General features: G+C 70.4%; 24 protein-coding genes and 3 pseudogenes. 19 read left to right on the forward strand and 8 right to left on the reverse strand.

Annotated features, from left to right (window positions below):
- Positions 1-25 precede the first annotated feature (25 nt).
- The 9 genes and pseudogenes from dnaN to ACFPIH_RS43095 all read left to right on the forward strand — a co-directional run bounded on the left by dnaN (position 26) and on the right by ACFPIH_RS43095 (position 6,246).
- Positions 26-1,168 carry a DNA polymerase III subunit beta gene (gene dnaN / locus ACFPIH_RS43055; RefSeq protein ID WP_381183620.1) on the forward strand — a complete coding sequence of 381 codons (1,143 nt, stop codon included), beginning with the start codon at positions 26-28 and terminating at the stop codon, positions 1,166-1,168.
- Between the two features lie 144 nt (positions 1,169-1,312).
- Positions 1,313-1,738, forward strand: a complete 426-nt coding sequence (locus tag ACFPIH_RS43060; RefSeq protein ID WP_381183617.1) for a hypothetical protein — start codon at positions 1,313-1,315, stop codon at positions 1,736-1,738.
- The gene (locus ACFPIH_RS43065; RefSeq protein WP_381183614.1) at positions 1,731-2,738 is read left to right on the forward strand and encodes a DUF5131 family protein; all 1,008 of its coding nucleotides are present in this window, start codon (positions 1,731-1,733) and stop codon (positions 2,736-2,738) included. Before ACFPIH_RS43060 ends, ACFPIH_RS43065 begins: the two co-directional genes overlap by 8 nt.
- Before the next feature lie 5 nt (positions 2,739-2,743).
- Positions 2,744-2,983 carry a hypothetical protein gene (locus tag ACFPIH_RS43070; protein ID WP_381183611.1) on the forward strand — a complete coding sequence of 80 codons (240 nt, stop codon included), beginning with the start codon at positions 2,744-2,746 and terminating at the stop codon, positions 2,981-2,983.
- Positions 2,980-3,384, forward strand: a complete 405-nt coding sequence (locus ACFPIH_RS43075) for a hypothetical protein (RefSeq protein ID WP_381183608.1) — start codon at positions 2,980-2,982, stop codon at positions 3,382-3,384. The genes ACFPIH_RS43070 and ACFPIH_RS43075 overlap by 4 nt, the downstream gene beginning before the upstream one ends.
- A 73-nt stretch (positions 3,385-3,457) precedes the next feature.
- Positions 3,458-4,348 (forward strand): hypothetical protein, encoded by an 891-nt coding sequence (locus ACFPIH_RS43080; RefSeq protein WP_381183605.1) that lies wholly within the window; start codon positions 3,458-3,460, stop codon positions 4,346-4,348.
- A gap of 104 nt (positions 4,349-4,452) precedes the next feature.
- The gene (locus ACFPIH_RS43085; RefSeq protein WP_381183602.1) at positions 4,453-4,911 is read left to right on the forward strand and encodes a RapZ C-terminal domain-containing protein; all 459 of its coding nucleotides are present in this window, start codon (positions 4,453-4,455) and stop codon (positions 4,909-4,911) included.
- A 477-nt stretch (positions 4,912-5,388) separates the two neighbouring features.
- A pseudogene (locus ACFPIH_RS43090) lies at positions 5,389-5,861 on the forward strand (VOC family protein).
- 30 nt (positions 5,862-5,891) lie between these two features.
- Positions 5,892-6,246: pseudogene (locus ACFPIH_RS43095) on the forward strand (UBP-type zinc finger domain-containing protein).
- Positions 6,247-6,272: 26 nt separating this feature from the next.
- Here ACFPIH_RS43095 and ACFPIH_RS43100 read toward each other — a convergent pair.
- Both ACFPIH_RS43100 and ACFPIH_RS43105 read right to left on the reverse strand, forming a co-directional pair.
- Positions 6,273-7,208, reverse strand: coding sequence for a DUF5996 family protein (locus tag ACFPIH_RS43100; protein WP_381183827.1), 936 nt, complete (start codon positions 7,206-7,208; stop codon positions 6,273-6,275).
- Between the two features lie 65 nt (positions 7,209-7,273).
- Positions 7,274-7,494, reverse strand: a pseudogene (locus ACFPIH_RS43105) (amino acid transporter); the annotation flags it as partial.
- Positions 7,495-7,869: 375 nt separating this feature from the next.
- Between ACFPIH_RS43105 and ACFPIH_RS43110 the strand changes: the two are divergent.
- Together ACFPIH_RS43110 and ACFPIH_RS43115 are read left to right on the forward strand one after the other, a co-directional pair.
- Complete coding sequence (locus tag ACFPIH_RS43110; protein ID WP_381183599.1) at positions 7,870-9,132, forward strand: ParA family protein; 1,263 nt, start codon at positions 7,870-7,872, stop codon at positions 9,130-9,132.
- The gene (locus ACFPIH_RS43115) at positions 9,129-10,277 is read left to right on the forward strand and encodes a ParB/RepB/Spo0J family partition protein (protein ID WP_381183596.1); all 1,149 of its coding nucleotides are present in this window, start codon (positions 9,129-9,131) and stop codon (positions 10,275-10,277) included. The genes ACFPIH_RS43110 and ACFPIH_RS43115 overlap by 4 nt, the downstream gene beginning before the upstream one ends.
- A gap of 83 nt (positions 10,278-10,360) precedes the next feature.
- Here the strand turns inward: ACFPIH_RS43115 and ACFPIH_RS43120 are convergent, their stop codons facing one another.
- The gene (locus ACFPIH_RS43120) at positions 10,361-10,561 is read right to left on the reverse strand and encodes a hypothetical protein (protein WP_381183593.1); all 201 of its coding nucleotides are present in this window, start codon (positions 10,559-10,561) and stop codon (positions 10,361-10,363) included.
- A 158-nt stretch (positions 10,562-10,719) separates the two neighbouring features.
- Here ACFPIH_RS43120 and mobF point away from each other — a divergent pair, with 158 nt between their 5' ends.
- A complete protein-coding gene (mobF, locus tag ACFPIH_RS43125) occupies positions 10,720-12,555 on the forward strand; it encodes a MobF family relaxase (protein WP_381183590.1) in 1,836 nt (611 codons plus the stop codon).
- Entirely contained in the window at positions 12,552-12,899 is a 348-nt protein-coding gene (locus ACFPIH_RS43130; RefSeq protein ID WP_381183588.1) for a hypothetical protein, read from the forward strand. Before mobF ends, ACFPIH_RS43130 begins: the two co-directional genes overlap by 4 nt.
- 465 nt (positions 12,900-13,364) lie before the next feature.
- Here ACFPIH_RS43130 and ACFPIH_RS43135 read toward each other — a convergent pair whose 3' ends face one another.
- Complete coding sequence (locus ACFPIH_RS43135; protein WP_381183585.1) at positions 13,365-13,814, reverse strand: hypothetical protein; 450 nt, start codon at positions 13,812-13,814, stop codon at positions 13,365-13,367.
- A gap of 259 nt (positions 13,815-14,073) precedes the next feature.
- Here ACFPIH_RS43135 and ACFPIH_RS43140 point away from each other — a divergent pair, with 259 nt between their 5' ends.
- Positions 14,074-14,613: a hypothetical protein gene (locus ACFPIH_RS43140; RefSeq protein ID WP_381183582.1), complete on the forward strand. Its 540-nt coding sequence runs from the start codon at positions 14,074-14,076 to the stop codon at positions 14,611-14,613.
- A gap of 65 nt (positions 14,614-14,678) precedes the next feature.
- On the opposite strand, the gene ACFPIH_RS43145 is transcribed toward ACFPIH_RS43140, so the two are convergent.
- Positions 14,679-16,316, reverse strand: coding sequence for a flavin monoamine oxidase family protein (locus tag ACFPIH_RS43145; RefSeq protein ID WP_381183580.1), 1,638 nt, complete (start codon positions 16,314-16,316; stop codon positions 14,679-14,681).
- Between the two features lie 733 nt (positions 16,317-17,049).
- Between ACFPIH_RS43145 and ACFPIH_RS43150 the strand changes: the two genes are divergently transcribed.
- Both ACFPIH_RS43150 and ACFPIH_RS43155 read left to right on the forward strand, forming a co-directional pair.
- On the forward strand, positions 17,050-17,841 hold the full coding sequence (locus ACFPIH_RS43150) for a replication-relaxation family protein (RefSeq protein WP_385878754.1): 792 nt from the start codon (positions 17,050-17,052) through the stop codon (positions 17,839-17,841).
- Between the two features lie 230 nt (positions 17,842-18,071).
- Positions 18,072-18,524, forward strand: coding sequence for a hypothetical protein (locus tag ACFPIH_RS43155; protein WP_381183575.1), 453 nt, complete (start codon positions 18,072-18,074; stop codon positions 18,522-18,524).
- Between the two features lie 3 nt (positions 18,525-18,527).
- On the opposite strand, the gene ACFPIH_RS43160 is transcribed toward ACFPIH_RS43155, so the two are convergent.
- The 3 genes from ACFPIH_RS43160 to ACFPIH_RS43170 all read right to left on the reverse strand — a co-directional run bounded on the left by ACFPIH_RS43160 (position 18,528) and on the right by ACFPIH_RS43170 (position 20,846).
- Positions 18,528-18,749, reverse strand: coding sequence for a hypothetical protein (locus tag ACFPIH_RS43160; protein ID WP_381183572.1), 222 nt, complete (start codon positions 18,747-18,749; stop codon positions 18,528-18,530).
- Entirely contained in the window at positions 18,746-19,522 is a 777-nt protein-coding gene (locus ACFPIH_RS43165) for a hypothetical protein (protein ID WP_381183570.1), read from the reverse strand. Before ACFPIH_RS43165 ends, ACFPIH_RS43160 begins: the two co-directional genes overlap by 4 nt.
- Before the next feature lie 292 nt (positions 19,523-19,814).
- The gene (locus ACFPIH_RS43170) at positions 19,815-20,846 is read right to left on the reverse strand and encodes a sporulation protein (protein ID WP_381183567.1); all 1,032 of its coding nucleotides are present in this window, start codon (positions 20,844-20,846) and stop codon (positions 19,815-19,817) included.
- Positions 20,847-21,550: 704 nt separating this feature from the next.
- On the opposite strand from ACFPIH_RS43170, the gene ACFPIH_RS43175 reads away from it, so the two are divergent.
- The 3 genes from ACFPIH_RS43175 to ACFPIH_RS43185 are packed head-to-tail and all read left to right on the forward strand — an operon-like array spanning position 21,551 to position 24,632.
- Positions 21,551-22,909: a nucleotide sugar dehydrogenase gene (locus ACFPIH_RS43175; protein WP_381183564.1), complete on the forward strand. Its 1,359-nt coding sequence runs from the start codon at positions 21,551-21,553 to the stop codon at positions 22,907-22,909.
- A complete protein-coding gene (locus ACFPIH_RS43180; RefSeq protein ID WP_381183562.1) occupies positions 22,906-23,892 on the forward strand; it encodes an NAD-dependent epimerase/dehydratase family protein in 987 nt (328 codons plus the stop codon). The genes ACFPIH_RS43175 and ACFPIH_RS43180 overlap by 4 nt, the downstream gene beginning before the upstream one ends.
- A complete protein-coding gene (locus ACFPIH_RS43185; RefSeq protein WP_381183559.1) occupies positions 23,889-24,632 on the forward strand; it encodes a polysaccharide deacetylase family protein in 744 nt (247 codons plus the stop codon). The genes ACFPIH_RS43180 and ACFPIH_RS43185 overlap by 4 nt, the downstream gene beginning before the upstream one ends.
- The last annotated feature ends 7 nt before the right edge of the window (positions 24,633-24,639 follow it).

The raw sequence follows: 24,639 nt of genomic DNA on the forward strand, positions 1-24,639 counted from the left end.
CCGCAGCCACGACGAAAAGGCCCTGATGAAGCTCACCATCGACACCGACCAGCTCGCCGACGCTGCCCAGTGGGCGCTGCGCGCCGTCCCCGGCAACCCGCCCATCCCGGTCATGGCCGGCATGCGGCTCGATGCCGCCGACGACAACACCCTGACCCTGGCCGGGTACGACTACTACCGCTCCGCCCGCGCGGCTGAGGACTGCGAGGTGTCCGAGTCCGGCACGCTCCTGGTCCCCGGTCGCGTCTTCACCGACATCGTCAAGGCCTTCCCCAAGGGCAAGCCCACCACGCTGGCCCTGGACGGCACCGACCTCGCCCTGTCCTGCGGCACCGCGCACATCCTCCTGCCGACCCTGCCGCTGGACGACTACCCGACCCTGCCGACGATCTCCGCCGCGAGCGGCACGGTCGACGGTCCTGCCCTGGCCGCAGCCGGCGCCGCGGTCGCGGTGGCCGCCTGCACCGACGAAACCATCGCGACCCTGACCGGCGTCCAGTTCGGCCTCGCCGACACCACGCTCACACTGTCGGCGACCGACCGGTACTCGTTCCACGTCGCCGACATGCCCTGGACCCCCAACCCGGCCACCAAGGGCAAGGGCAAGAACAAACCCCGCGTCGCGGGCACGGCGCTCGTACCCGCCGACGCCGTGCGCGACGCCGCCCGCATCCTTGCCGACGCCGACACGGCGGAACTCACCATCACCGATTCCCAGTTCGCCATCAGCGTCCCCGGCCGGTGGGCCACCAGCAGCCTCATCGAAGGCGAACTGCCCAACTACGCCGCCCTGTTTCCCACCGAGTTCGAGTCCGTCGCCACCACCGGCACCGAGGCCCTGATCGACGCCATCAAGCACATCCAGCCGCTGCTGGGCAAAGCCGACCCGATGGTCCTCGAAGTCACCGACGGTCAGATCACCGTGCGCGCCGGAACAGACGACAAGGGCCGAGGCCGCGACCAGGTCCACGCCGACCTCGAAGGCGCCCCGCTGGACATCGCCTTCAACCCCAGCCTGCTCCTCAAGACCCTCCAGCAGATCGACGGGCCCGTCACACAGTTCAACTTCACCACCGCGACCAAGCCCGCCCTCGTACACGGCGTCGACCAGGCCGACGTCTTCCGGGGCCTGGTCATGCCGATCCGCCTCACCAGCATCAGCGGCTGAACCACCCCCGCCCGGCCACGGGCGCCACCCTGCCTGCGGGGCGGCCGTCGACACCGCTCCGGCCGCCCCGCAGCACCACGTGACCAGCCACACCACCACCTGTCTCGGCACGCCAGAACCCACATCTCAGAGACGAGGAATCGCATGAGCGCCCGCGCATTCTGGAAGACCGTCCACCGCCTCACCGCCCTCGGTATCAACGGATACGCACGCGAACAGAAGGCCGCACGCCGTCCGAAGGTCGTCGTGCTGTGCGGCTCCACCAGGTACTGGGAGCAGTTCCAGGAGGCCAACCTGTACGAGACCGCGGCCGGCCGGATCGTCCTCGCGCCCGGCTGCAACCTCAAGCAGCCCCACCCCCTGTGGGCCGACCCCGCCCAGACCGACCGCCTCAAGCAGGCCCTGGACGACCTGCACCTGCGGAAGATCGACCTCGCCGACGACGTCCTCGTGGTCAACCCCGGCGGCTACATCGGCGAGAGCACCCGCCGCGAGATCGACTACGCCCACAGCCTCGGCAAGTCCATCCGCTACACCCACCCCGTGGACGACGGGGACGGCCGTGGCTGACAGCACGTCGATCGAATGGACCGACAGCACCTGGAACCCGGTCACCGGCTGTACCAAGGTCAGCCCCGGCTGCGACAACTGCTACGCGGAAACCTTCGCCGAACGGTGGCGCGGCACCGCCGGCCACCACTTCGAGAACGGCTTCGACATCACGCTGCGGCCGGACCGGCTGCGGCTGCCGATGACGTGGCGCACCCCGCGCCGCGTCTTCCTCGACAGCATGTCCGACCTCTTCCACACCGACATCCCCGACCACTACATCGCCCAGGCGTTCGCCGTCATGGCGCTCACCCCGCAGCACACCTACCAGGTCCTCACCAAGCGGCACGGCCGCATGAAGACGCTGCTGTCCCGCCCGACCTTCTGGCATCTCGTGGCGAAGCAGGGCCGTGAACACTTCACCGGGTGTCAGCAGGACTGGCTCGCCGTCGGCGCGATGCTGGGCGGAGAGCCGCTGCCCAACGTGTGGCTGGGCGTCTCGGTCGAAGACCAGAAGTGGGCCGACATCCGGATTCCCGCCCTGCTGGGCACGCCGGCCGCCGTGCGGTTCCTCTCCTGCGAACCACTGCTGGGGCCCGTCGACCTCAAACGGGCCGTCATCACCAGGGGCAGCGAGCGCGGTCACGGTCTCACCGCCTCCTTCGTCCACGCTGCCGGATGCTGCGAGAACGGCCTCCACGGCATCGACTGGGTGATCACGGGAGGAGAGAGCGGGCCCCGGGCACGCCCCATGCACCCGCAGTGGGCCCGCCACCTGCGTGATCAGTGTGAATGGGCCGGGGTGCCGTTCTTCCTCAAACAGTGGGGGGCGTTCGCACCCGAGGACCACGGACACGACCACGGACGGGTCGCCCTCATCGACACCCAGGGCCGGAGCTGGACGGAACGGGAAGCCCCCGCCCCGCAGGACACGGTCCGCATGCGCCGCGTGGGCAAGACGCGGGCCGGACGGATCCTGGACGGCCAGCACCACGACGCCGTCCCGGCACCAGCCCGGTGACCGGCATGACCGGCCGGGTGTACCTGGAACGAGGCCAGCCCGTCACCGTGCTCATCGCGTACTGCGCCCGCCGCGTTCCCGACGTCACCGGCGACTGGCTGCACTTCCAGTGGCCCGGCCGGCGACCCGCCGCCGGGCCACGCAACGTGGCGATCCGCCGCACCGACGGATCGACCGTCGTCCGGCCGTTCCGAGGCCTCACCCGCAGCGCTCCGACCGACAGCCCCCACCCGAGGAACCCATGACCATCCCCCATCCAAGCCCCCACACCGCGGCCTCCAACGCGGCCGACGCCCTGCTCGCCGCGCACCCCGACCTCCCCGCCACGTCGGTGGACGTCGCCCACGTGGGCGGCCTCGGACCGGCCGCCCTGATCCAGGTAGAGAACAAGCCGGCCCTGCGGGCCTGGGCGCAGGCCCTGAACACCACCGCCCGCACCACGGGCGCCAGCGGCTACGGCACCACCGAGCCGCACCAGCAGACCGGCCTGCCCGAGTGGCTGTGGTGGCGGATGACATTCATCGACACGACCGTCGACCAGACGCCCATCCGGCTGTGGACGCTCGAAGCCACCGACCAGCCCCGCGCCCTGGCCACCTTCCTCGCCTCCACCGCGCACACCCCCGCCGACACCACCACCAAGTAGCAGCCACCACCCCAGAGCGCCGTGCCCGCCACCGTGCGGGCGCGGCGCTCCCCTTTTCACCAAGGAGTCACAGATGCCCATCGGTCCACCAGTACCCGAGCGAGCCCAGCTGCTGCTGGCGCAGCTGGAGCGGTACGGGTCCCGCGAGAACGGGCAGCTCGCCATCGGCCGGCGCCTCCTACAGGAGCACCCCGACCTGCCGCTGACCGGTTTCGCGATCTCCAGCAGCATGTGCCCCGAGCCGGGCCGCCCCCTGCACAGCCTGATCCTGCGCGTCGGTGAACACGATACCGACGGCATCACGGCATGGGCGCGCGCCCTGGGCACCGAGCCGGTCATCGACGGCGCCCGCCACCGGCTGGACACCGTCCTGGACGGCATCGGGATCTGGGGGTCGGCGACGATCCCCGAGGCTGACTACGACATGGACCAGGCGGTGTTCGTCCCGTCCGGCGACGACGTCAGCTTCACCTTGCGGGGCCTGCTCGTGACCGAGATCGGGGAGGACGGCGACCTGCTCTTCAGCGGCCACCCGCCGGTGCGGGAAGTCCTGGCCGCCACGAGTGCCTACTACCGCCACATCTGCGGGCAGCGCCTGCGCGCGTTCGACGGGCGCGACCTCGCCGACAGCATCGCGCGTGGCTGGTGCCGGTTCGTCGCCTACCCCACCCGCACCGACTGGCGTATCCGCAGCGCGTCGGAGGACACCCCCGGAGCCCTCCCCGTCACCTGGATGTACGCCCAGGAGGGCGACACCCAGGACCTCGGCGACCCCGTGCACTGCCCGGCCTGCGGGCGCTCCAGCCGCGGACTCGACTACGACCACGTGACCGGGCAGCGCGTACACCTCTGCCCCTCACCCGACTGCCGGCACCAGTGGCCCGTCGACGACTCCCCCGCGTCGCCGGAAGCGGACCACGCGGCCACCAAACAGGACCAGCACGCCGCCCTCGCGGCCAGCTGACCCCGACCGGCCCGGCCGGACACCCCTCATGCCTGCGGGGCGGCCGTCGACACCGACTCCGGCGGCCCCGCAGCACCAGACCGCGCTGCGAAGGAACCCGCCACATGCCCGAGCCCGCAACCGAACCCGTCCTCGTGCTCACGTCGTTCGGCTTCCTCCACCTTCCCAAGGACGCCGCTGGCCGCCCCGTCCCGCCGTCGGCCGACCGCATCGAAGACGTCCGTGACCGCCTCCGCGACCCGGCCGCCGCCCGCGACATCCTCGACCTGGACGGCCTCAACCCCCGGGTCCAGGACATCGTCCTGAACACCCCCGGCGCCCGCGAACTCATCGCCAACCTCGCCGACTACGCCGACCTCCCCGCCGGCCCCCGCCGCATCGCCATCGGATGCGCAGGCGGCAAGCACCGAGCAAGTGGTCTCACCGAACTCCTTGCCCGAGCACTCCGCGACCGCGGCCGCCAGGTCGAAGTCGAACACCTCCATGTCCACCTGCCGCGCGTGCTGAAAACGCCTACCGCCAGTCCCGCCCACACCAACCCCGAGCAGGAGCCCACCCGATGAAGCGTCTCTTCCGCCGCTGCGGCCACGCACCCGGCGCCCTCAGCCTCGAGGACTAGGCCGCCGTCGACCAGTTTCGCGCGCTGCTCGCCGCACTGCGCGACATGGAGACCTGGACGCCCGGCCTCTACCGGGACATCGCTGTACGCGTCGGACCGTTTATGGAAAGGGCCCACCCCCGCCCGGGCGACGACCACGGCCGACCTGATCGTCGTCTCCCTGGCCCACCCCGACACCCCGCACGCCGCGGCCTACCTTGCAGTCCGCCCGTGATGCCCTGCTGTGGAAGCTCGAAGGGCTCTCGCGTCGGTGATCTTCCTGGGGACGCCCGGCCTGGCCTCGTCGCGCAGGACACTAGGCCGGTGTCCTCATCCGCCCGCGGCGGGTTCTGCAGAAGGGCTCGGCCGCGGGCCGGACGACGGTTGACGGGGTCTGCCGGGTGGGAATGCCGGGCGGCCGCCCGCGCCATACGCTCGGCATATGTCCGATTTCATCTCCGCAGGCGCGTCGGCCGAGGATCTACCCGCACCGGCCGAGGGCCTGCTGCTCACGCACTTCCTCACGGTCAGCGATGTCCCTCGCTCGCGGGCGTTCTATGCGGACGTACTGGGGGAAGGGTGGTGCTGGGTGAGAACCCCTGCATCGTCAAGGTCGCCAACAGCTGGATCATCATGAACCCCGGCGGCGGGCCCACCGATGACAAACCCGACGTCGTCCTTCGCACACCGGAGGACCCCAACACCGTCTCCAGCTTCCTGAACGTACGGGTGGCGGACATCCACGACTTCTACGCCACGGCGAGTGCCAAAGGGGCCGAGTTCCTCACCCCGCCGATCGACCGCCGCGCTGAGCTGCGCTGCTACATGCGCGACCCGGACGGCTACCTCATTGAGGTCGGACAGGCCACGGGCCTGCTCAAAGGCATCCTGGCGCGCACCGGCGCCGAAACCTGACGATGGCGCTTCATCAGGGAGGCATCCCTCATGCCGCACGACCAGATGCCAGGTCTCGATCCGACGGCAACGCGCAGCGGAGCAGGCTGCGTGGAGTGCATGGCGGGCGAGGAGTGGGTTGGTTCCACCTCCGGCGCTGCGCCCTTGCGGGCACATCGGATGCTGCGACTCCTCACCCTCGCCGCATGGAACGAAGCACGCGCGCGAGGCCGGACACCTCCTCCTGACCAGCTTCGAACCGGGAGAGAGTTGGTTCTGGAACATCGAGACCGATCAGTACCACGAGGGGCCGGAGCTGGCCCCGCCCACCGCGCACCCGGCCTCGCAGCCCACTCCGGGCCCCCGGGACGAGGTCCCTGAGGACTGGGAGCGGCAGCTCCACTGACCGCGTTGGACTTTCCGGTCCGGGAGTCAGATCTGCCGGACCGGGTCCGTGATGCCTCCGGGGCAAGCGAGCGCCGCGATGTCCCATCCGGCGCGTCCGGCCCCTGCCTGGTAGGCGCTTTCGTAAAAGGCGAGGACGGCGGCACGGGGATCGCTCTCGACGCGGGCCGCGTCGTAGCGCAGCACGGCCAGGTGGCTGTCGCCGCGCGCGACCCACCGCGCGGACGCGGGGCTGAGCGGCTCCCCGGCCAGGCCGGCGGGCTCGGGGGCGGTGTAGGAGTAGAAGGCGGGCTCGGTGAAGGTGTCGTCGCCGAACCAGAAGCCGAAGCTGGTCACTTCCTGGGAGTATGCCTCCCGGGTAACGGGGTCGGCCTGCCGGGGCTGGTCGATCCGTCGCCCGGAGAACCGGCTGTGGGCGATGTCGAAGGTGTGCCAGAAGTGGTGCACCGGACTGTTCTTTCCCGAGTAGCCCGCCGCGAATTCCTCCAGCACGGATGCCACCTGGCTCAGGACCCTCCAGTAACGATTGGCGGCCACGGGATCGTACGTCGCGTGCTCGGTGTCCTCGGCGAACGGCCGGCCGGCGTCGGGCAGGTCGAAGGGCCTGGGAATGGCGATGTCCACCCGGACCCCTAGCGCGGCCAGAGCGGCCAGGGTCGCGTCGTGGAAGGCCGCGACGGACTGGCCCGGAAGCGGGAAGGACCGCTCTTCGCCCTTCAGCGTCGCGACGACGAGCCGGTGGTCGACGAAGTCGAAGTCGATCGTGAAGATCGGATTCCCGTCGACCTGACCCATCGGACGCGTGGTGATGCCGCGCCCCGTGACATGAAACGGGACGTTCCACCAGTGGTTGCGCCGGGCGCTCGCCGCCAGGCGGATCTTGCCGACGATCTGCGCGAAGCGGTGCAGCGTCTCCTTGGTATCCCGCCACTCCGCGAGTGGCATCGGTGGGAACAGCTCGATCACGCTCCCATGATGACCCCGCGGTGGGCGTCCGGCACCCGCGCCGGGGGACCGGAGGGAGCGGTTCAGTCCTCGGCCACTAGAGCCGACGCGGACGCGTGCAGCACCTCGCCACGGAAGAGGGCCGGGCTGCGGCGCTGCATGACCAGCATCAGCACGAAGCCGGGCCCACCGCGATGACGAGGACCGAGCTGCCGCTGCCGTAGGCCCTGTCCCACATGTCCTTCAGGCTCTTGAGCAACACGGCACTCAGCATCAGCCCGCCGATGCCCGGGAGCACTCCCTCTTCAGGGACTACCAGCCGTGGCTGACGACCCATGCGTGGTATCAGTCCGAAACGGCAGAGTTGGACCAGATCAGCTGAGACAACATCCGAGATCCTCTCACCCAAGACCAGATCAACCGAGATTCCGAGCATCCCCACGTCTCAACTGATCTGGTCGCGGCAGGTCACAGAGCTGAGCCGGTGTCAGATCGTTTGAGACGGGACATCGGGCTCCAGCGATCGCCCATTACCGGGTAATAGCGTGCGGCCTTCCCGGGTTGGACAGCTGGAGCTATTACCGGGTAATGGCCAGGTGGCTCGCTGACGGCCCAACAGGTCCTCCAAACTAACGTGTCGATGGCGCAATCGATCAAGGACGTTAGTAAGGTGTCCCGCATGAGTTCGCCAGCCACCTCCAGCGACCGCGAGAAGGTCGTCTCCAAGCTGCCGGGATGGCTCCGGCAGAACCTCAAGATCAGAGCCGCCCAACACAGCATCGAGATCCAGGCCGCTGTTGAACAGGGCATCAACGACTGGTGCGGCCTGGCCTCCGCCACAGCAACCATCGACACCGCCGGAGCCGACTCCTTCTCCACCTTCCTGCCTCCCGGGCAGTGGGAAGAGTTCCGTCAAGTCGTTGCAGACCGTCGCGTCTCCCTCATCCAGGGCCTCGCTCAGGCCGTCCAGCTGTGGCTCGATTCCAACCCCAGCCCCGATGTCGAACGCCCCGAAGTCACCCGCCGCATCGTCGTCTGCAACCAGAAGGGCGGAGTAGGCAAGACGGCCATCACCGCCGGACTCGGTGAAGCACTCGCCGAAGACCCCAACGCCCTGTACTCCGTCCGTGTCGCCAAGGCACTGGCGAAGGCGCTCCGCGCGAGCGACGACCAGTCCGGCAACGAGCCGGCGAACGATCCGCTCGACATCGAAAACCTGCCCGGACTCGGCCTGCGCGTCCTGCTCGTCGACTTCGATCCGCAGTGTCACCTCACCAACCAACTCGGTGCCGCCCCACTGCCGATGAACGGCGACAGCCTCACCAATCACATGGCAGGTGATCCCAAGGGCGACCTCCGTGACCTCATCGTCTCCGTCGACGACGACACCTTCAGCGGCCGACTACACCTTCTACCCGCCTGCAACGACGCCTTCCTCCTCGACGTACGGCTGTCCGCCGTACGAGCCCGGGAAGCCGCCCTCGAACGTGCGCTCGCTCCGCTCGAAGCCGACTACGACGTGATCCTTGTCGACTGCCCGCCGAGCCTCGGCCTCAGCATGGACGCCGCCGCCTACTACGGCCGCCGCCGTGACGGAGAAAAGCCCGGCCAGTCAGGCGCCCTGATCGTCGTACAGGCCGAAGACAGCTCCGCAGACGCCTACGAGCTGCTCACCACCCAGATCGACGACCTGCGCGGCGACTTGCAGATCGACATCGACTACCTCGGCATCGTCGTCAACCTCTACGACTCCCGCCGCGGCTTCATCGCCACATCCTCACTGCAGGGGTGGGTCGACATAAAGGATCCACGCGTCGTCGGCCTCATCGGAGACCTCAAGGAACAGAAGGAAGCAGTCCGCATGAAACAGCCCCTGCTGTCATACGCCCCCAAATCACAGCAGGCGATCGGGATGCGCGCACTGGCCAGGGAGATCGCATGAGCAAGGCCGACCAACTGGGCGCAGGCCGCTTCGGAGGGGGAGTGCGGGGCGTCAGCGCACGCCGACAAGCCGTAGCCGCCGCCACAGGAGTTCCCACCGATGGCATCGCCCCGCCCACCGAACTCCCCCCGCACCGCGTCAGCCTCAACCCCGACAACCCCCGCTCCAGCCTCGGCGACCTCACGGACCTCGCCGGAAGCTTGAAGACCCACGGTCAGAAGCAGGCGATCACGGTGATGAACCGTGATGCCTATGTCACCGCAAACCCCGAGCGCGCAGCCGACCTCGAAGCCGACACCACCCACGTCGTCATCGACGGCAGCAGCCGCCTCGCCGCCGCCCGCGAAGCACAACTGGCCAGCATCAAGATCATGGTCAGCGATGACCAGGGCAGCACCTCCGAGGAACTCCTGGAGTCCGCTCTCGTCGCCAACATCCACCGCCAAGATCTCGAAGAACTCGACGAAGCCCGTGCCCTCGACCGGCTCCTGAAAATCCACGGCAGCCAGACCGCCCTGGCCAAACGGCTGCACCGTTCCCAAGGCTGGGTGTCGCAACGCCTGGCTCTGCTCAACCTCACACCCGAACTCCAGGCCAGGATCGGCAAAGAGCCCATCAAACTGCTGCGAGCGGTGGGCAACAAGCCAGCGGCCGAGCAGGGAAAGGCTCTCAAGGAACTCAAGGACGAACGGGCCCGTCAAGAGGCGGAGAAGCAGGAACACAGCCAGAAGAAGCCAGCGGAGAGTGCCGCGTCAGCCGGCCAGGACTCTGGAAAGCCGGGCGGCCATTACCGGGTAATAGACGATGCGACGAACGCGTCGCCCTCCCCCCCTTCGGCAGCCGGTGACAACGGGGACGACGACGCCCACCCACCAGGTCGCGACAATCCTGGTACGGCGACGCCGGACACGGGAGAACCGCATCAGGAAGACGGGACGGAGCAGTCCGTTCCCGAACCGCGATCCCAAAGCGACGAACCATCCGATAGGCAGCGGGCCGCAGAACAGAAGCTGAAGCTGTTCCCCTACAGTGACGGCGGCAACGCCGCGATGCACCTGATCCAGAAGATGCCGCCTGGCGAGTTCAACAAGATGCTGGACCTGCTCATCAAGCACAGGGACAGCCAGGTCGCCACCGCCGGTTGAGTCCCGACTGTGTCGAGAGGGTCGGTTTCCCAAACTCGGGAAACCGACCCTTCGCTTCGCGCCGCAGCATTCGCACGACGTTGTCAGGCGTCGTCGCCGGGCAGCAGCGGCATCGCCTCCTTCCACCGCTCGGGGTGGAGCTGGCGGCAGCCGACGGGGCACCAGCGGTCCTGGACGTCCTCTCGTTGCGGGAAGGGCGACTGGGCGCTGAGGACCAGGTACACCACCTCCGTAGTGGGCGTGAGGCAAAGAGCGCAGGCAATTCCGGTTCTGGTCGTATGCATGGGCGGGAGAGTGCACACGTCGACGGCTTACCGTCTCGGGCTGGCGAGACGGCCCGCCTGGCGGGCGCCACGGTAAAGACTTCGTGATCGCCTCCCGCCCGGCGGGAAGGACCCGGATCACGCTTTTTCGCAGGTCAAAGCCGGGGTTCCATGGGGCGATGATCAGCATGTCGGAGGTTCGCCCGGGGAGCGGGTGGCGCTATCTCTTCCGCGGCGTGATGGTCGGCGACGGCCACCGCGCGGCGGGTACGCCGCTGCGCGCCGCCCAGGACGAAGCCGGTGTCCCGCCCGGTGTCTGGAAGGGGCGCGGTCTGGCCGCGGTAGGCCTGACGGCCGGGGACGTGGTGACCGAGCGGCAGGCCGAACTGCTCCTGGGAGAAGGCCGGCACCCGGATGCCGACCGGATTGAGCGCGAGCTCCTGGCGCAGGGCAAGAGCCCGGCCCGTGCCCGGCGGGCGACCGTGCTGGGCAGGCCCATCGAGCACAACAAGTCGCCGGAGACCGAGAAGGCCAAGGAGCGGACGCCCTGGCTGGCGATGCACCTGGTGTTCCGGGCGCCGTCGACGGCACACATCGCGTGGGCGCTCGGGGATGACGGAACGCGCCTGGTACTGGAGCTGTGCCAGGACATCGCCCGGGACAAGACGCTGGCGTGGTTTGAGGATGCGGTCGCGGAGATCCGCTGGGGGAGCGGCGGCAAGCACCGCAAGCCGGTTCGGGACGGGCTGATCGTTGCAGTGTTCCGGCACTACGAGTCCAGAGCTGCCGAGTCGAAGCCGCTACTCCACGATCACGCGGTGGTGTCGATCCGCGCCCGACGGCCGGACGACCAGGGCACGTGGGGCAATCTTTCGGCGGACTCGCTGATGACCCACATAGTCGCCGCCGACACCCTCTACCTCCTGTACTTCATGGAGGAGGTGTCCGCCCGGCTCGGGTGGGCGTGGGAGCCGCGCGAGGTGACGCCCGGCCGCCGGCCGGTCATGGAGATCGCAGGGATCGACCAGCGGCTCATCGGCTGGCAGTCGACCCGGCGCCAGCAGATCGAGGACGCGCTGCCCGTCCTCACGGCCAAGTACGAAGAGAAGCACGGGCACGCGCCGTGGGAGCGGGCCGCCTACGCGCTGGCCTGCCAGGCCGCCGACCAGACGCGCCCGCCCAAGCGCACGGAGCTGCTGTCCCTGACCGAGCTGCGCAAGCGATGGCGCACCTCAGCGATCCGGGCCTACGGCGTGGACGCCGTCGACCGGCTGGCGGAGCGGGCGCGGGCGGCGGCCGCGGCAGTGTGGGCGCGGGTGCGGCCGGTGGTCGACATAGCGCTGGCGGCCGTCGACGTCGTCGCCGTCGTGTACGTGATGCGCGGCGCGTTCAAGCGGCACCACCTGCTCGCCGAAGCCCGCCGCCACCTTTCCTACGTCCTGCGCGGCCGACCCCATCAGCCCGGCCTGGACGACCAGATCGTGCAGGCGGTCGTCGACGACTACACCCGCCCCGTCGGGCGCGGTCTGAAGATGACCGCTGACCTGCGCGCCCTGTACCCGCGCGACACCGAGGACCAGGCCGTGCTGCGCCCGCTGACCCGCAACCGGTCCGCGCCCCCGTACGAGCGGGCCCGCCTCGCAGCTGGAGCGCTGGCCGCACGGGTCCGTGCCGCGCGGCGTGCGGAGCGCCTGGGCTCCCGTTCCCGGCCGGGCGCGGTCGCCGTGCCCGCCGCCTCGAGGTCGCAACCGCGGCCGTTCCGCACCGACCCGAAGGCCGACCGCCCCCTGTCGCTGGAACCCGAGTTCGGCATTGACGTCGACGTGGTGGAGCAGACCCGCCGAACCTTCGAGGCCGCCGCCAAGCTGGCGGCCAAGCTCCAGGACGGCGCGCGGGAGCGCGGCGTCGTCCACAGCCCCAGGCCACAGCCCGCCCCGGCGACGGCCCCGCCGCCGCACACCCAGCAGCCCGGTACCCAGCACACACCGGGCCGGACCACAGGAGGAGTCGCATGAGCACCCCAGAAGAACGCCCCAACCCCGACGACGCACTCGCACGCGCCCACGCGGCCCGCGCGCAGATGGCCGCCGCGCTCAACGAGGACCAGGAGCCCGAGCCCGATGAGCCCCAGGGGTGGCAGCCGATCTGGAAGCGCCCTCGGAAGCCGAAGTCCAAGGCCGCAAAGAAGCAGGAGCTGCGCAAGCAGCGGCGGCGACTCCAGGACGCCGGGAAGCGCCGCCTCGCCGCCTCGCAGTCCCGCCGGCCCCGCTCCCGACAGAACCGGATCGGCAACGCGGCCGCGCGCCGCGACGCACGCGCCCTGTCCCGGGTGCGGCACTCCACCGCCTGGCTGTGGTGACGATGCCGGGCATCGGTCCACCGAATGGAGCCCACTCAGTGGGCTCCACCGAATGGACTCCACTCCGGTGCGCCGGATGACGATGGACGCCGCCGTGGTGCGCACCGCGATGGTGCGCCACCGCACCCGGTGCGCCGCACCACCCGACGATGCTGGGCACTCTCGCGCGCCCGGTGCGCCGCACCCGATGCCCCGCACCGCACCGGTGCGCCCACCGCCGACCGACCCCTTGACCAGGTGAGGCCGGACGCGCGCGACCCCTTGTCCAAGTCCGCAACCGAGGACGTTTCCCCTTGACACAGCCCGTTTCGGCTGGCGATCAGGTCGTGGTCAAGGGGGTGTGTGATAGGGGAGCCCGCCCGGCCGTGGCGCGCGCGCCCGGTGCGGTGCGGTGGTGTGTGGAGCGCACCACGGTGGTGCGATGGTGCGCCTGCATGCGCGCTGGACCGCACCACCGTGGTGCGGCTACGCGGTGGTGCCGTGCGCCGAGTGCGCCTGCATCGCCTGCTTCATCCCTGCGGCCTCCAGTTGGCGCAGGACGTTGGCGACGTCGCCGTGGTCCTCGGTGAGGATGTTCTCGGTGAAGCGGATGATGGTCTGGGCGATGCCCGGCGGGAAGGCCAGGCAGGCGCCGTCGCCGTGGCACAGGACCTCCAGCAGCAGCCGTCCGAGCGCCGCTGCCAGGAAGGAGTGCGCGCACGGCTGCCCGTCGCAGTCGTCCACGGCGGTGACCGGGATGACGACGCGCGCGGCGACGTCCAGGAGCAGTCGGCGCATCTTCGGGCCCGTGTCGTTGGCGACCGCGCTGGCCGTGTCGATGTCGTTGGCCTGCAACGCCCGGATGTAGGCGAAGGCGTCGGCGACGTCGTCCGGCTCCATCGGGGCGAGCGACGCGGTGACGGTGTTCTCGGGCATGGGTGGCTCCTCATCTGCGGGCCGCCCCGCTGATCGCGGCGGCCTCGAAGACACCCTCGAACCGCGGCCCTGTGGACAGAGCCCGGCCGCTGACGGTGAACGGCCTTGCCCGTTCGGCGCTCGCGTTACCCCTTGTCCAGTTCCGCTACCTGCGACATTCCACCCATTCCGGCAGGGAGAAATCTCCGTCCCGCCACGCTGCGCGACGCCCCGGGAAAAGCCGCTGCCGGACGGTGCGTGGCACTGGGAGACTGCGGAGATGACCACGCAGCGGCTGCCGTTCCCGGTCCCGGACGAACGCGCCCACCTCTTCGTCGACAGCTACGCCGACATGCACGACCTCGTTGAGGACCTGGTCGTGCCCGACGGCGTGCCCGAGGCCGCGGCGACCGTCCTGCGTACGGCCCGTGAGCTGCTGCGCCAGTCCTACTACTGCTACGAGTTCTCCACCGTGGCGGTCATGCACTCCCTGATCGCGGTGGAGATCGTGCTGCGCGACCGGATCCCGGACGCGGGCACCAAGCCGCTGTTCCAGCTCATCAAGCAGGGCGCCGCCGACGGGGTCCTGACGGCCCGGCAGGCGGAGTACCTCGACTACGGCCGACAGATCCGCAACGGCATGGCGCACGGACAGACCACGCACGCGGTGATGCCGCCGGCCATGGCGGTGCCGATGGTGACGACCTCGTTCGCGATCGTCTCCGAGCTCTGCGCCGCGCCCGTGTCCTCTGGCATCGAACCTGGATCGTTTGCCAGTGAAGTTGGATCAGGCGGCGTCGGGGTGCGGAGGTTCCGCTGATCCGTCTGTCGGTCGGTCGGTCGGGGCCCGGCTGCTGTGGGCCGGGCCCCGGGCGTGTGCTGTGGTCAGAGGCCCTGGGTGAGGAAGGTGGCGTCGGGGACCTGGACGGTTTCGGGGGCGGTGCGGGGGAGGAGGCCGAGGATCTGGGCGGCGACGTATTGGGCGGACATCATGGCTCCTTCCTGCCAGCCGGGTAGTGGGGATGCCTGGTCGCCGACGACGTAGAAGCGGCCGTCGCCTTCGGGCTGGAGGAGCTGCTTGTAGGCGACCTGGTGGGCGGGGTCGGCCGGGTCCCAGTCGGCCCAGCCGCCGAGTTGGTGGGGCACCTTGTGCCAGGCGATGGTGACGCCGAGGTCCTGGGGCACGGTGGTCTTCTCCAGGAACTCGCGGTGCAGCTGAGCCGCTCCGTCCCGGGCAAGGCGCAGCCGGTCGCCCGGCGCGAGCTTGCCCATCTCCTCGGCGTGGTCGCCGAAGTTGTAGGCCCCGGTGAGGGTGCCCGTCTTGGAGAAGTAGTCGTTCGAGGGGTACCAGAACTGGGTGATGGGGTGGTCGGTCCAACTGATGCCGCCGTAGATCTGGTTGTGGTCGTTCTCCCAGAACCGGCGGTTGGCCTGCCAGCCGACCTTGCATGTCGGCGCGAAGCCCACCGCTTCCACGGCGTTGCGGAACTCTGTGGAGAAGCCGGTCAGCGTGAGCTGCTTGAGCACCGGGAGCGGGATGTTGCTCACGCAGTAGTCGGCTGACGCCGTCAGCTCCTGACCCCCCGAGCGGTAGGTGACACTGACCCCGTCGCCCGTCAGATCGACCGACGTGACCTCGGCCTTGAGCTCAACGGTCACGTCGTACTCGGAGGTGACCCGCTCGGTGAGAGCGTGGACGATCTTGTCCATGCCGCCGACCGGCTGGAACATCGTGGCCTGCCACAGGTAGTCCACGGGCTGGTAGAAGCGGTGCTTCCAGAACTCCGACGTGACCAGGTCGGCCAGGGCCAGCGGGGGCGCGGGCCTGGGAAACTCCTGGACCTCCAGGGGCTCGGCATACCCGGAGCGGGTGGAGCCGTGGTACTCGCCCTCCTCGTCCAGGTCGCCGAACTTGCGCAGCAGGTCCCGCAGCAGCCCGGTGAACTCGTCGCTCTCGGTCAGGGTGGCGGACAGGAGCGCGGCGAGGTGGCCGCGGGTGTCGTTGGCGATCCGCCGGTTGCGCCAGGGCCGGCCGGGTGGGGTGTGGCCCGCGCGGTGCACGACGTTCGCCGTGGTCTCCATGATGTACGGCTCCAGCGCCACCCCGAGGTCGGTGCAGTACTTCAGGACGCGGCGGTGGTGGTACGGGATGCGTCCGGGGCCGAGGTTGAGGTACAGGCCCTTGTCGAAGGCGCAGGTGTGGGTCAGGACCGGGCTGTTGCCCTCGCCGTCGAGTTCGTACAGCTTGTCGCCCTTGCGGGCGGTGCGGTTGCGGCCGCCGGTACGGGTCTGGGGCTCCAGGACCGTGCACCGGTAGCCGAGCCTGCCCAGTTCGTAGGCGGCGGTCAGCCCGCCGACCCCCGCACCGAGGATCAGCACCGACTTCTCCTCGCCGGCCGCCGCGCGTGGTGCGGCGGCGAAGTCCGGAGCGGCGCCTTCGCCGGAGCTCAGCGGACCGGCGAGGCCCGACATGGCTTCGTAGAGCGCCTGTGCGGACGGATCAGCCGACGTGCGCGTGGTCATAGATCACCTTTCGAGTCAGGCGCAGGGGGTGCCGCTCCCGGTTCGTCCGGCTCCTGTGGCCTGCCCGGTGCCCAAACCCGGGGGGACCGGCCGCGAGATGGCCCCGAAGAACACGAGACCAGGCCACGAAACGCCGCGCGAAGTACGAGTACGGCCTGCGCAAGGGGTCCTTCCCTATCCCCCAGAAGCGGACGCCGACCGTCCGGGCGAGCGCACGAGACAGAAGCTGACACACACCTGGCGTACGCCCGCGCCCTCCGGCCCGTATCGGACAACCCTCAAACGAAGCAGCAGTCCAACACCACTGGCAGGCGATCCAGGTTCGGTGGCAGTGGACAGCCCGCCTGACGATCACGGATCGGTAACGGCGCTCAGGCGAGTGTCACACCGTCGACTCTCGCCACACCTCTAACAGGTGACGGGGGATTCCATCCCGAACCCCCGCGCCACCTGCGTGAGGAGCCTTGCCATGATGTACACCAGCAGCACCCGGCAGCCCGAGCCGGAGCCGCACCCGACCTGGACAAGGGGTGCTGAGCGCCCTCCGGGCGACCCGGAATCCAGTGCCGTGAACGGTGCCGCGAACGATTCCAACGTCGTGCCCATCACCGCAGCTCACATCGCCCGCCAGGGGGCCTCCCAGCACGCTGACACCTCTCTCCCTTCCCCTGAGACGTCGACGAAGGGGAAGAAGTCCACTCCGGCCAGGAAAGTGCGGGCCGATGCGCTGCGGATGCTGGGGTGCGTGCGGATAGCCACGGTGCGGCAGATGGCTCAGGTGATCACGGCGGAGGATCGGGACGGCCGGTCGTACGTGCGCAGGGCGATGAGGAAGCTGGCGGAGCTCGGGCTGGCGGAGACGAACGGCAAGGACGGCAAGCACCTGATCTGGAACCTGACCCCGGCGGGACAGAAGGCTCTGGCCGACGGCAACGAGCTGCCTCCCCGACCGAAGGCCGGCACCGGAGCGAAGGCCGTTCGAGCCGGGTTCGGTCCGCACGGCGTCGCGGTGACCGACATGATCCTGGCCTTCGGCGGCCGCAAGCATCTGACCGACTGGCAGGTGGAGGTCAACCACGCCATCAAGGAGACCGGCCTGAGCTTCAACACCGACGCCGTCCTCGCGTTGCCGACCAAGACCAGCGAGGTGCGCCACTTCGAGCTCGACAACGGCACCATGTCCCAGGCCCGGCTCGCCAAGGAGGTCTGGGACTACGAGCGCTACGCCGGGCACCGCGTCTGGGAAGGCGCCCGCGGCACGATCGGCGGGACGTTCCCGTTCTGGCAGCGTCACCGCTACACCCGCTCAACGACCTTCCCGCGGCTGCACGTCGTCCTGGCGGGCAAGGAGGAGCACCTGCTCGACAACCGCCTCCAGGCGCTCGCCGACGACGTGAAGGGCATCGCCGTCGCGGTGTGGGTGAACACCCTGCCCCGGCTCCAGCGGGGCGAGCCCTGGTACGAGATCGGCGTCGACGACCCGGGCCGGCGCCGCGCCCGATACCCCGAACCGCCTTGCCGCTGAGGCAGACCTGCCAGAGACGAAGGCGCTCCCCCACGCAACAGCTGTGGGGGAGCGCCCTCGCGGACCGCACCGCGCCGGTCAGGCCGGGGCGGTCCGCAAGGAGGCGACGGACGCCGGGCAGCCGGTGACCGCCCGCCCGGCGGGACAGCTCTCGAAGTCGGGACGCCGCCGTCCGGGACAGCAGAGGCCGAACACGGCTGCACGTCTGTGCCGGACCGTAGACAGGGCTCATGAAACGCAGCAGAGAAGAAGAACCCGCCCCGGACCTGCCGGGCAGCCTGTGGCACGCCCTGATCCGGCTCCAGCACACGCACCCCGACCCCGTGGGCCGGACCGGACCGCTCGCCCGGCCAGCCGGGCTGCTGTCCTTCACCGCAGCCACCGACACCATCCTCGCGGCCCGCGTCCATCTGTCCGGCGCGGAGACGATGGGCGAACTGCACGAGACGCTCCGCACCCTGACGGCCGACCTTACCTACACCCACTTCGCCCGCCCTGACGTTGCGCTGGACGTCACGCTCGGCAGACGACAGGAACTCCCGATCCACGCGGAGCACACCATCGGCCTCACCCGGCTCTTCCAGAACGCCGCTGGCACCATCGGCGCCTGCAACACACCAGGTGGCGGCCAGTGCTTCCACTGCGAGGGGACCGGGCTTGCCCTCCCACTGTGGGAGCCGTAGTCGTCAGCCGGCCACGACGTCGCGTAGTTCCCGCACAGCGCGCTCGCGGTGGTGCTGGGCGGGGATCGCCTCGTACAGGTCCAGGGCGCGGCGGCGGACCAGGCCGGTGCGGAAGTCGACGGGCAGCGCGGTCAGGGCGGCGACCGTACGGTGGCACGCCTGCTCGGTGTCGCCGTCGTGATGGGAGCACGCCGCCGCGTCGATGTTCAGCAGGGTGCGCGTCATCGTGCTGGTCGGCGCGGACAGCTCCAGCGCCCGCTGCTGGCTCTCCCGGGCGCGGCGGGTGTCCCGAGCGTGGTGAAGGCGTGGCTGAGGTGGACGTGGTGTTTCTGCTCGCCGTACGTCAGCCACGTGTCCGAACGCTCGGACTCGGGGAGCCGGGCCATGAGGGCGTCCGCGGCGGTGAGCGCGGCGCGGGCTTGCTCGCTCTGGTGGTTGAGGGCGTAGGCGCGGGCGGCGACGACCGCCGCCAGCACAGCGGCGGCGGTCGGCCGGGTGCCAGCGGCAAGCCGGGCCTGGTCGGCGAGGTCGGCCGCTGCCCGCGGGGTGCCGTAGTTGAGCGGGACCATCGCCTCCCGGGCCAGCACCCAGGCGTGCAGTTGGTCGTCGCCGGATTCGGCGGCGGCCCGGGCGGCGGTCGCGAACCAGGCGCGGGACTCGCGGCGGCTGCCCAGGTCGTGCAGGACGATCGCGGTCATCCCGGCCATCTGCCCGGCCGTCCGGCACAACCTGGCCCGGACCCTGGCGGGTTGCGGGACGGTGAGCAGCGGGCGCAGGGTGGTGAAGTCCGTGACCAGGTCGGCCAGGACGCGGGTGGGTGCCTGTCCGTGGTAGCCGTACCCGTAGCTCTCGGCAGCGGCTTCCAGGTTGGCAAGGTCCTGGGGAGCGTCGGGGGAGAAGGTCTGGGCGACGTCGGTCCGGGCGGCGGTGAGCGCGGCGAGGGCCGGAGCGGTGAGGCCGGTGGCCAGAGCGCCACGCAGCAGGTTGCGGCGCTTCATCGGATCTTCTCCATGGTCGGACTCCGTGCTGAGAACGGCGGTGTCTTCCCAGGGTTGCGCAGCAAGCCCCAGTAGGGGCACCGGGAATGCTCAGTCCGCCAGCGATTCGCTCGACAGTCGTGAGGGCGGTGACGGATGTGATGCCCGGGCGTCGACCAGCGAGACCCGGCGGAACGGCGCGCACTCATCGACTGGCTCCAGCAGATCGGCCTGGACGCCTGCTCGGCGTGGAGAAGATCCTGGAAAAGCTCCAGGCCACCTCCTCCAGCTGAGGCGTCTCCCGAGTGACCGGTCAGGCAGCTGCCAGCTCGCTCCGGGCCCTGCCGATGAACTCGGACACGTCGGCGTTGCCCGTCTTCCACGGTTCGAGATCGGTGGTGAGGCCGTGGAGGTAGCCGTGGGCCCTGGTTGAGGACACGGTGCGCAGGACTTCCAGGGCACGGGACCCGACATCGAGGCTCTGTTCGAGGTCCCCGTCCTGGAGGTGGGTGCTGGCCAGGACCGACAGCCGGATGCCGACGGCGCGGGTGAAACGCCCGGGGGGCATGGCGTCGGCCTGCTCGTTCCAGGTGATCGCGGCCTGCGGCTGCGCGAGGTCGCGGTAGATCTCGGTGGCGTCCGTGGCGAGCCGGGCGTGCGTGAAGTACGACAGCCAGTTGGGATCGTCGTCGCTGCCGGGGCGGATCGAGCCGAGCAGGTCCTCGGAACAGGCGAGTGCGGCTCCGGCGGCCTTGGCGTCGCCCGCGCGGCCGTAGGCGCGGGCCTCGGCCAGTTTGGCGAAGGCCAGGACCCGTGGCGCGGCAGAGTCCTTGGCCCGCTCGTAGGCGCCCTCGGCCATGTCGGCGGCTTCGCGCGGGAATCCGCGGAGCATGGTCTGCAGGGACATCGTGGTCAGCACGTAGGCGCCGGCCTGCACGTCACCGGCGGCCCGGGCGAGGCGCAGCGCTTGGACGAAGTGACGCTGTGCCTCTTCGTGGCGGCCGGCGTCGAAGGCTGCCCAGCCCGCGACGCGGGAGAGTTCGGAGGTGGCGGCGAACAGCTCTTTGCCGATGGCCTCCGTGTAGGTGCCCGAGAGCAGGGGAGCCGCGCGCAGGCGCAGGCATTCGGTGACGGAGCTGGTCTTCCAGTTGCCCCCGCCGAACTTGGAGTCCCACAGGCGGGCCTCGTCGGCAGCCTGCCACAGCTCGGTCAGGTCACTGCGGCCGACGCGCCGGCCGCCCTGGTGGGTGGTGGCCGCGTCCGCGGGCTGAGTGAGCCACCGCGTGACGGGCGTGGTGAAAGCGGAGACGGCGAAGCCGTTGCTGAGGAAGTGTCGGCGGTCCACGGTTCTCCAGAAAGTCGCGGCGACGCTGATCGCGTCGGAGGGATCGCGGGGGAAATCCAACCCCAGGTCACCTTTGCCGCGTTGACGCTCATACATGCCGAGTTCCTCGACTGAGACCGTCCGTCCGAGGCGTTCTCCCAGCGCAGCGGCCAGATATCGGGGAACTGGGCTTCTCGGGATCATTCCGAGATTCACCCAATTGGAGACACTTGTATGACCGTACTTCGTGTCCTGCCCTGAGGCCCGGGCGATCTGGTTGACCCGGAAGGCGAGCGACTTGTGACTGGCGCCGGACGCCTTGATGAGGCGCTCCAGCTCCTCGTTGCGGCCCTGAGACCGTCGTGGTGTGCCTGGCACTGAGCCCCCATCGGGTTGGGGCCCACGGCCCCCGTAGCCGTGGAATGGGCACGAGCGTAGGACGGGCAGGCGGGTGCACAACACCCAGACACAGCCTGCGATTTGTTGGCCCCCTTTGTGCGCCTCCACCGCGCCAGTCGGCTCCGGTTACCTGAAGAACGTGCCGCCCGGCGCCCGGCCCGTCTCCGGGCACCGGGCGGACACGACGACGGACCTCGAGGCTCCCGGCTGTCGTGCGGACCGCGGCCGCCGCCCTTCGTTCCCCATGGCCTGACCGGGCGCGGCTGCCGGGGCGTGGGCCGTTCCGGCCGCGTCGCACGACCGCCCCATACGAAGAGGAGAAGTTGATGGTGAGTGTGTCCACACCAGCGGTCCTGCGCGCGCCGGTTGCGGCCGGCACGGCTGTGTGCGCCGTACCCGCTCCCGCCCGTACGGCGTCTTTGAGGGTCGTGGTCGTCGGCCAGGGCTATGTGGGGCTGCCATTGGCGTTACATGCCGCGCAGGCAGGTCACCGTGTGATCGGTCTGGACACCGACGCACGGCGGATCGAGGACCTGGCGTCCGGCCGGTCGCCGGTCGAAGACGTCACCGCGGCGCAGCTGGAGTTGTTGCTGCGGCAGGGCGCCTACCGGCCCACAGCGCGCCCGGAGGACGTGGCGGGATTCGACGTGGCGGTGATCGCCGTGCCAACGCCGCTGCGCGAGGGCATACCCGATCTGTCGTACGTGACCGCGGCCGGCCGGACGGTGGGCCGTCATCTGCGCGAGGGCGCGCTGGTGGTGCTGGAGTCCACCAGCTATCCGGGCACGACTCGCACCGTCCTGGGGCCGGTGCTGGAAGAAGCGTCGGGGCTGCGGATGGGCCGTGACTTCGCGCTGGGGTTCAGCCCCGAGCGGATCGACCCGGGCAACCGGGCCTGGACGCTGGAGACGACCCCGAAGCTCGTCTCGGGCATTGACGAGGACTCCCGGGAGCGCACCGCCGCCTTCTACGCCGGACTGGTCGACGTCGTCGTCCCGATGAGCCGGTGTGAGGAGGCGGAGCTCGCGAAGCTGGTGGAGAACACCTTCCGGGCGGTGAACATTGCGCTGGTCAACGAACTGGCGGAGGTGGCCCACGACACCGGCCTGGACGTACGGGAAGCGCTGGACGCGGCGGCAAGCAAGCCGTTCGGGTTCATGCCCTTCACCCCCGGCCCCGGGATCGGTGGGCACTGCCTGCCCATCGACCCGGTGTACCTGTCGTGGTGGGCGGCGCAGGTGCGTGACGGCCGGGGCTCGCAGCTGATCGACCTCGCCGGACGGATCAACACCGCCCGCCCCGCCCACGTCGTGGACCGCGTGGAAGGACACCTTGCTACGCAGGGCCGGACACTGCTGGGTGCGCGGGTGCTGCTGCTGGGCTTGTCGTACAAGCCGGGCAGCGGTGACCTGCGCGAGTCCCCGGCCATGGAGGTGGCCCGGCTGATGGAGGCCGGCGGCGCGCGGGTGTGCGCGGCGGACCCCTTCGTCGACCCGGCGGCGGTCGGCCGGGTTCGGCTGGTGGCCGCGACCGAGCAGGAACTGGCCGCTACGGACGTCGTGGTCGTGCTGACCGACCACGACGTCTTCGACTACGACCTGGTGGCCGCCTGCCCGGCGTTCGTGCTGGACTGCCGGGGACGGCTGGCCGGCCGGACCGCCACGGCCGTGGTGGAACAGCTGTGACCGGCGGACTGCGGGTCACTGTCACGGGCGGCGCCGGGTTCATCGGGTCGAACCTGGTCTCCTGGCTGCTGCGGCATCCGGCGATCGGCCGGGTCACGGTGGTGGACGACCTGTCGACCGGCAGCACCAGCCTGCTGGGCGGCGACCCGGCGGAGACCGACTTCCGGCAGGGGAGCGTCCTGGACGCGGGCCTGATCGAGGACGCGGTGGCCGGCGCGGACGCGGTGGTGCATCTGGCCGCGCTGCCGTCCGTGCCCCGGTCGGTGGCCGACCCGCTGGCCACCCACCACGCGAACGCGACCGGCACCCTCCAGGTCCTTGAGGCCGCGCGCCGCGCCGGCGGGCCGCTGGTGGTGGCGGCGTCCTCGTCGTCCGTCTACGGCGCCCAGCCCGACCTCCCCAAGACGGAGACCAGCCGGGCGATGCCGCTGAGCCCGTACGCGGTGTCGAAGCTGGCGACGGAGGCGTACCTCGGCGCCTACCACGCCTGCTACGGGCTCGAGGTGCTGCCGCTGCGGTTCTTCAACGTGTTCGGGCCCCGGCAGCGGGCCGGGCACCCCTACGCGGCCGTCGTCCCGGCCTTCATCGACGCCGCTCTGTCCGGCCGGCCCGTCACCGTCCACGGCGACGGCACCCAGACCCGCGACTGGACCTTCGTGGACACGGTGTGCGAGGTGATCACGACCGCGATCACCGGCCGGGTCACCTCGCCCTGGCCGGTCAACCTCGCGCTGGGCACCCGGACCTCGCTGCTGGACGTCATCGCCCTCCTGGACCAGGTCCTCGACGCCCCAGTGCGGGTCGAACACGCTCCGCCCCGGCCCGGGGACGTCGCCCACTCGCAGGCCGACCCCACCCAACTGCGCGAACTGTTCCCCGGCGTGAGCGCGGTGCCGCTGCGCGAGGGCCTCGAGTGCACAGTCGCCTGGCACCAGGACCAGCACCCCGCCCGCTCGCACGTCGATGCCCGGGGGAGCCGGTGAAGATCCTGATGTACCACCTGATCGAGGACCTGCCCAGCCCGATGGCCGTGCCCCCCGACCGCTTCCGCGAACAGATGGAACTGCTGGCCGGCGGACCGTACACGGCGGTCACCGAGGACGACCTGCACACGATGCTCACCCAAGGCAGGCCACTGCCGCCGAACGCCGTGTTGCTCACGTTCGACGACGGCTACGCCAACACAGTTACCACCGCGCTGCCCGTGCTGGAACAACTCGGCCTGCCCGCGCTGATGGCGGTCTGCGGCGGCTACCTCACCGACCAGCGGCCCCGCCACGTGCCGCACCCGGCACAGGAGACCGCAGACCCCGACCAGGTGCAGCAGTGGACGGCGTCCGGGCGGGACGTCGCCGCCCACAGCTACACCCACCGGCGCCTAACCGCCCTCAGCGAGAGGGCACTGGCCTGGCAGACGGCCGGCGACCACGAGGCGCTGGCCGATCTGCTGGGACGCCCGCCGCGCACCTTCGCCTACCCCTACGGCGCCTACGACCCGCGCGTGCAGCGCGCCGTCGCCGGCCTGTACCCGCTGGCCCTGGCCACCGACGACCACCATCAGCCCGACCTGCGCCACCCCTACGCCCTGTCCCGGATCCAGGTCGACCCCGGCTGGAGCCTGCACGCGTTCCGCACGGCCCTGGACAGCCCGGCCGACCCGGCCGCCGCGCAGCGCGCCGCCCGCGCGGCCGACGCCCTCACCACCACCCGCGCAACACCCTGAGGAGCAC

Source organism: Streptomyces vulcanius, assembly GCF_042653945.1.
Taxonomy (GTDB): Bacteria; Actinomycetota; Actinomycetes; order Streptomycetales; family Streptomycetaceae; genus Streptomyces; species Streptomyces mangrovi.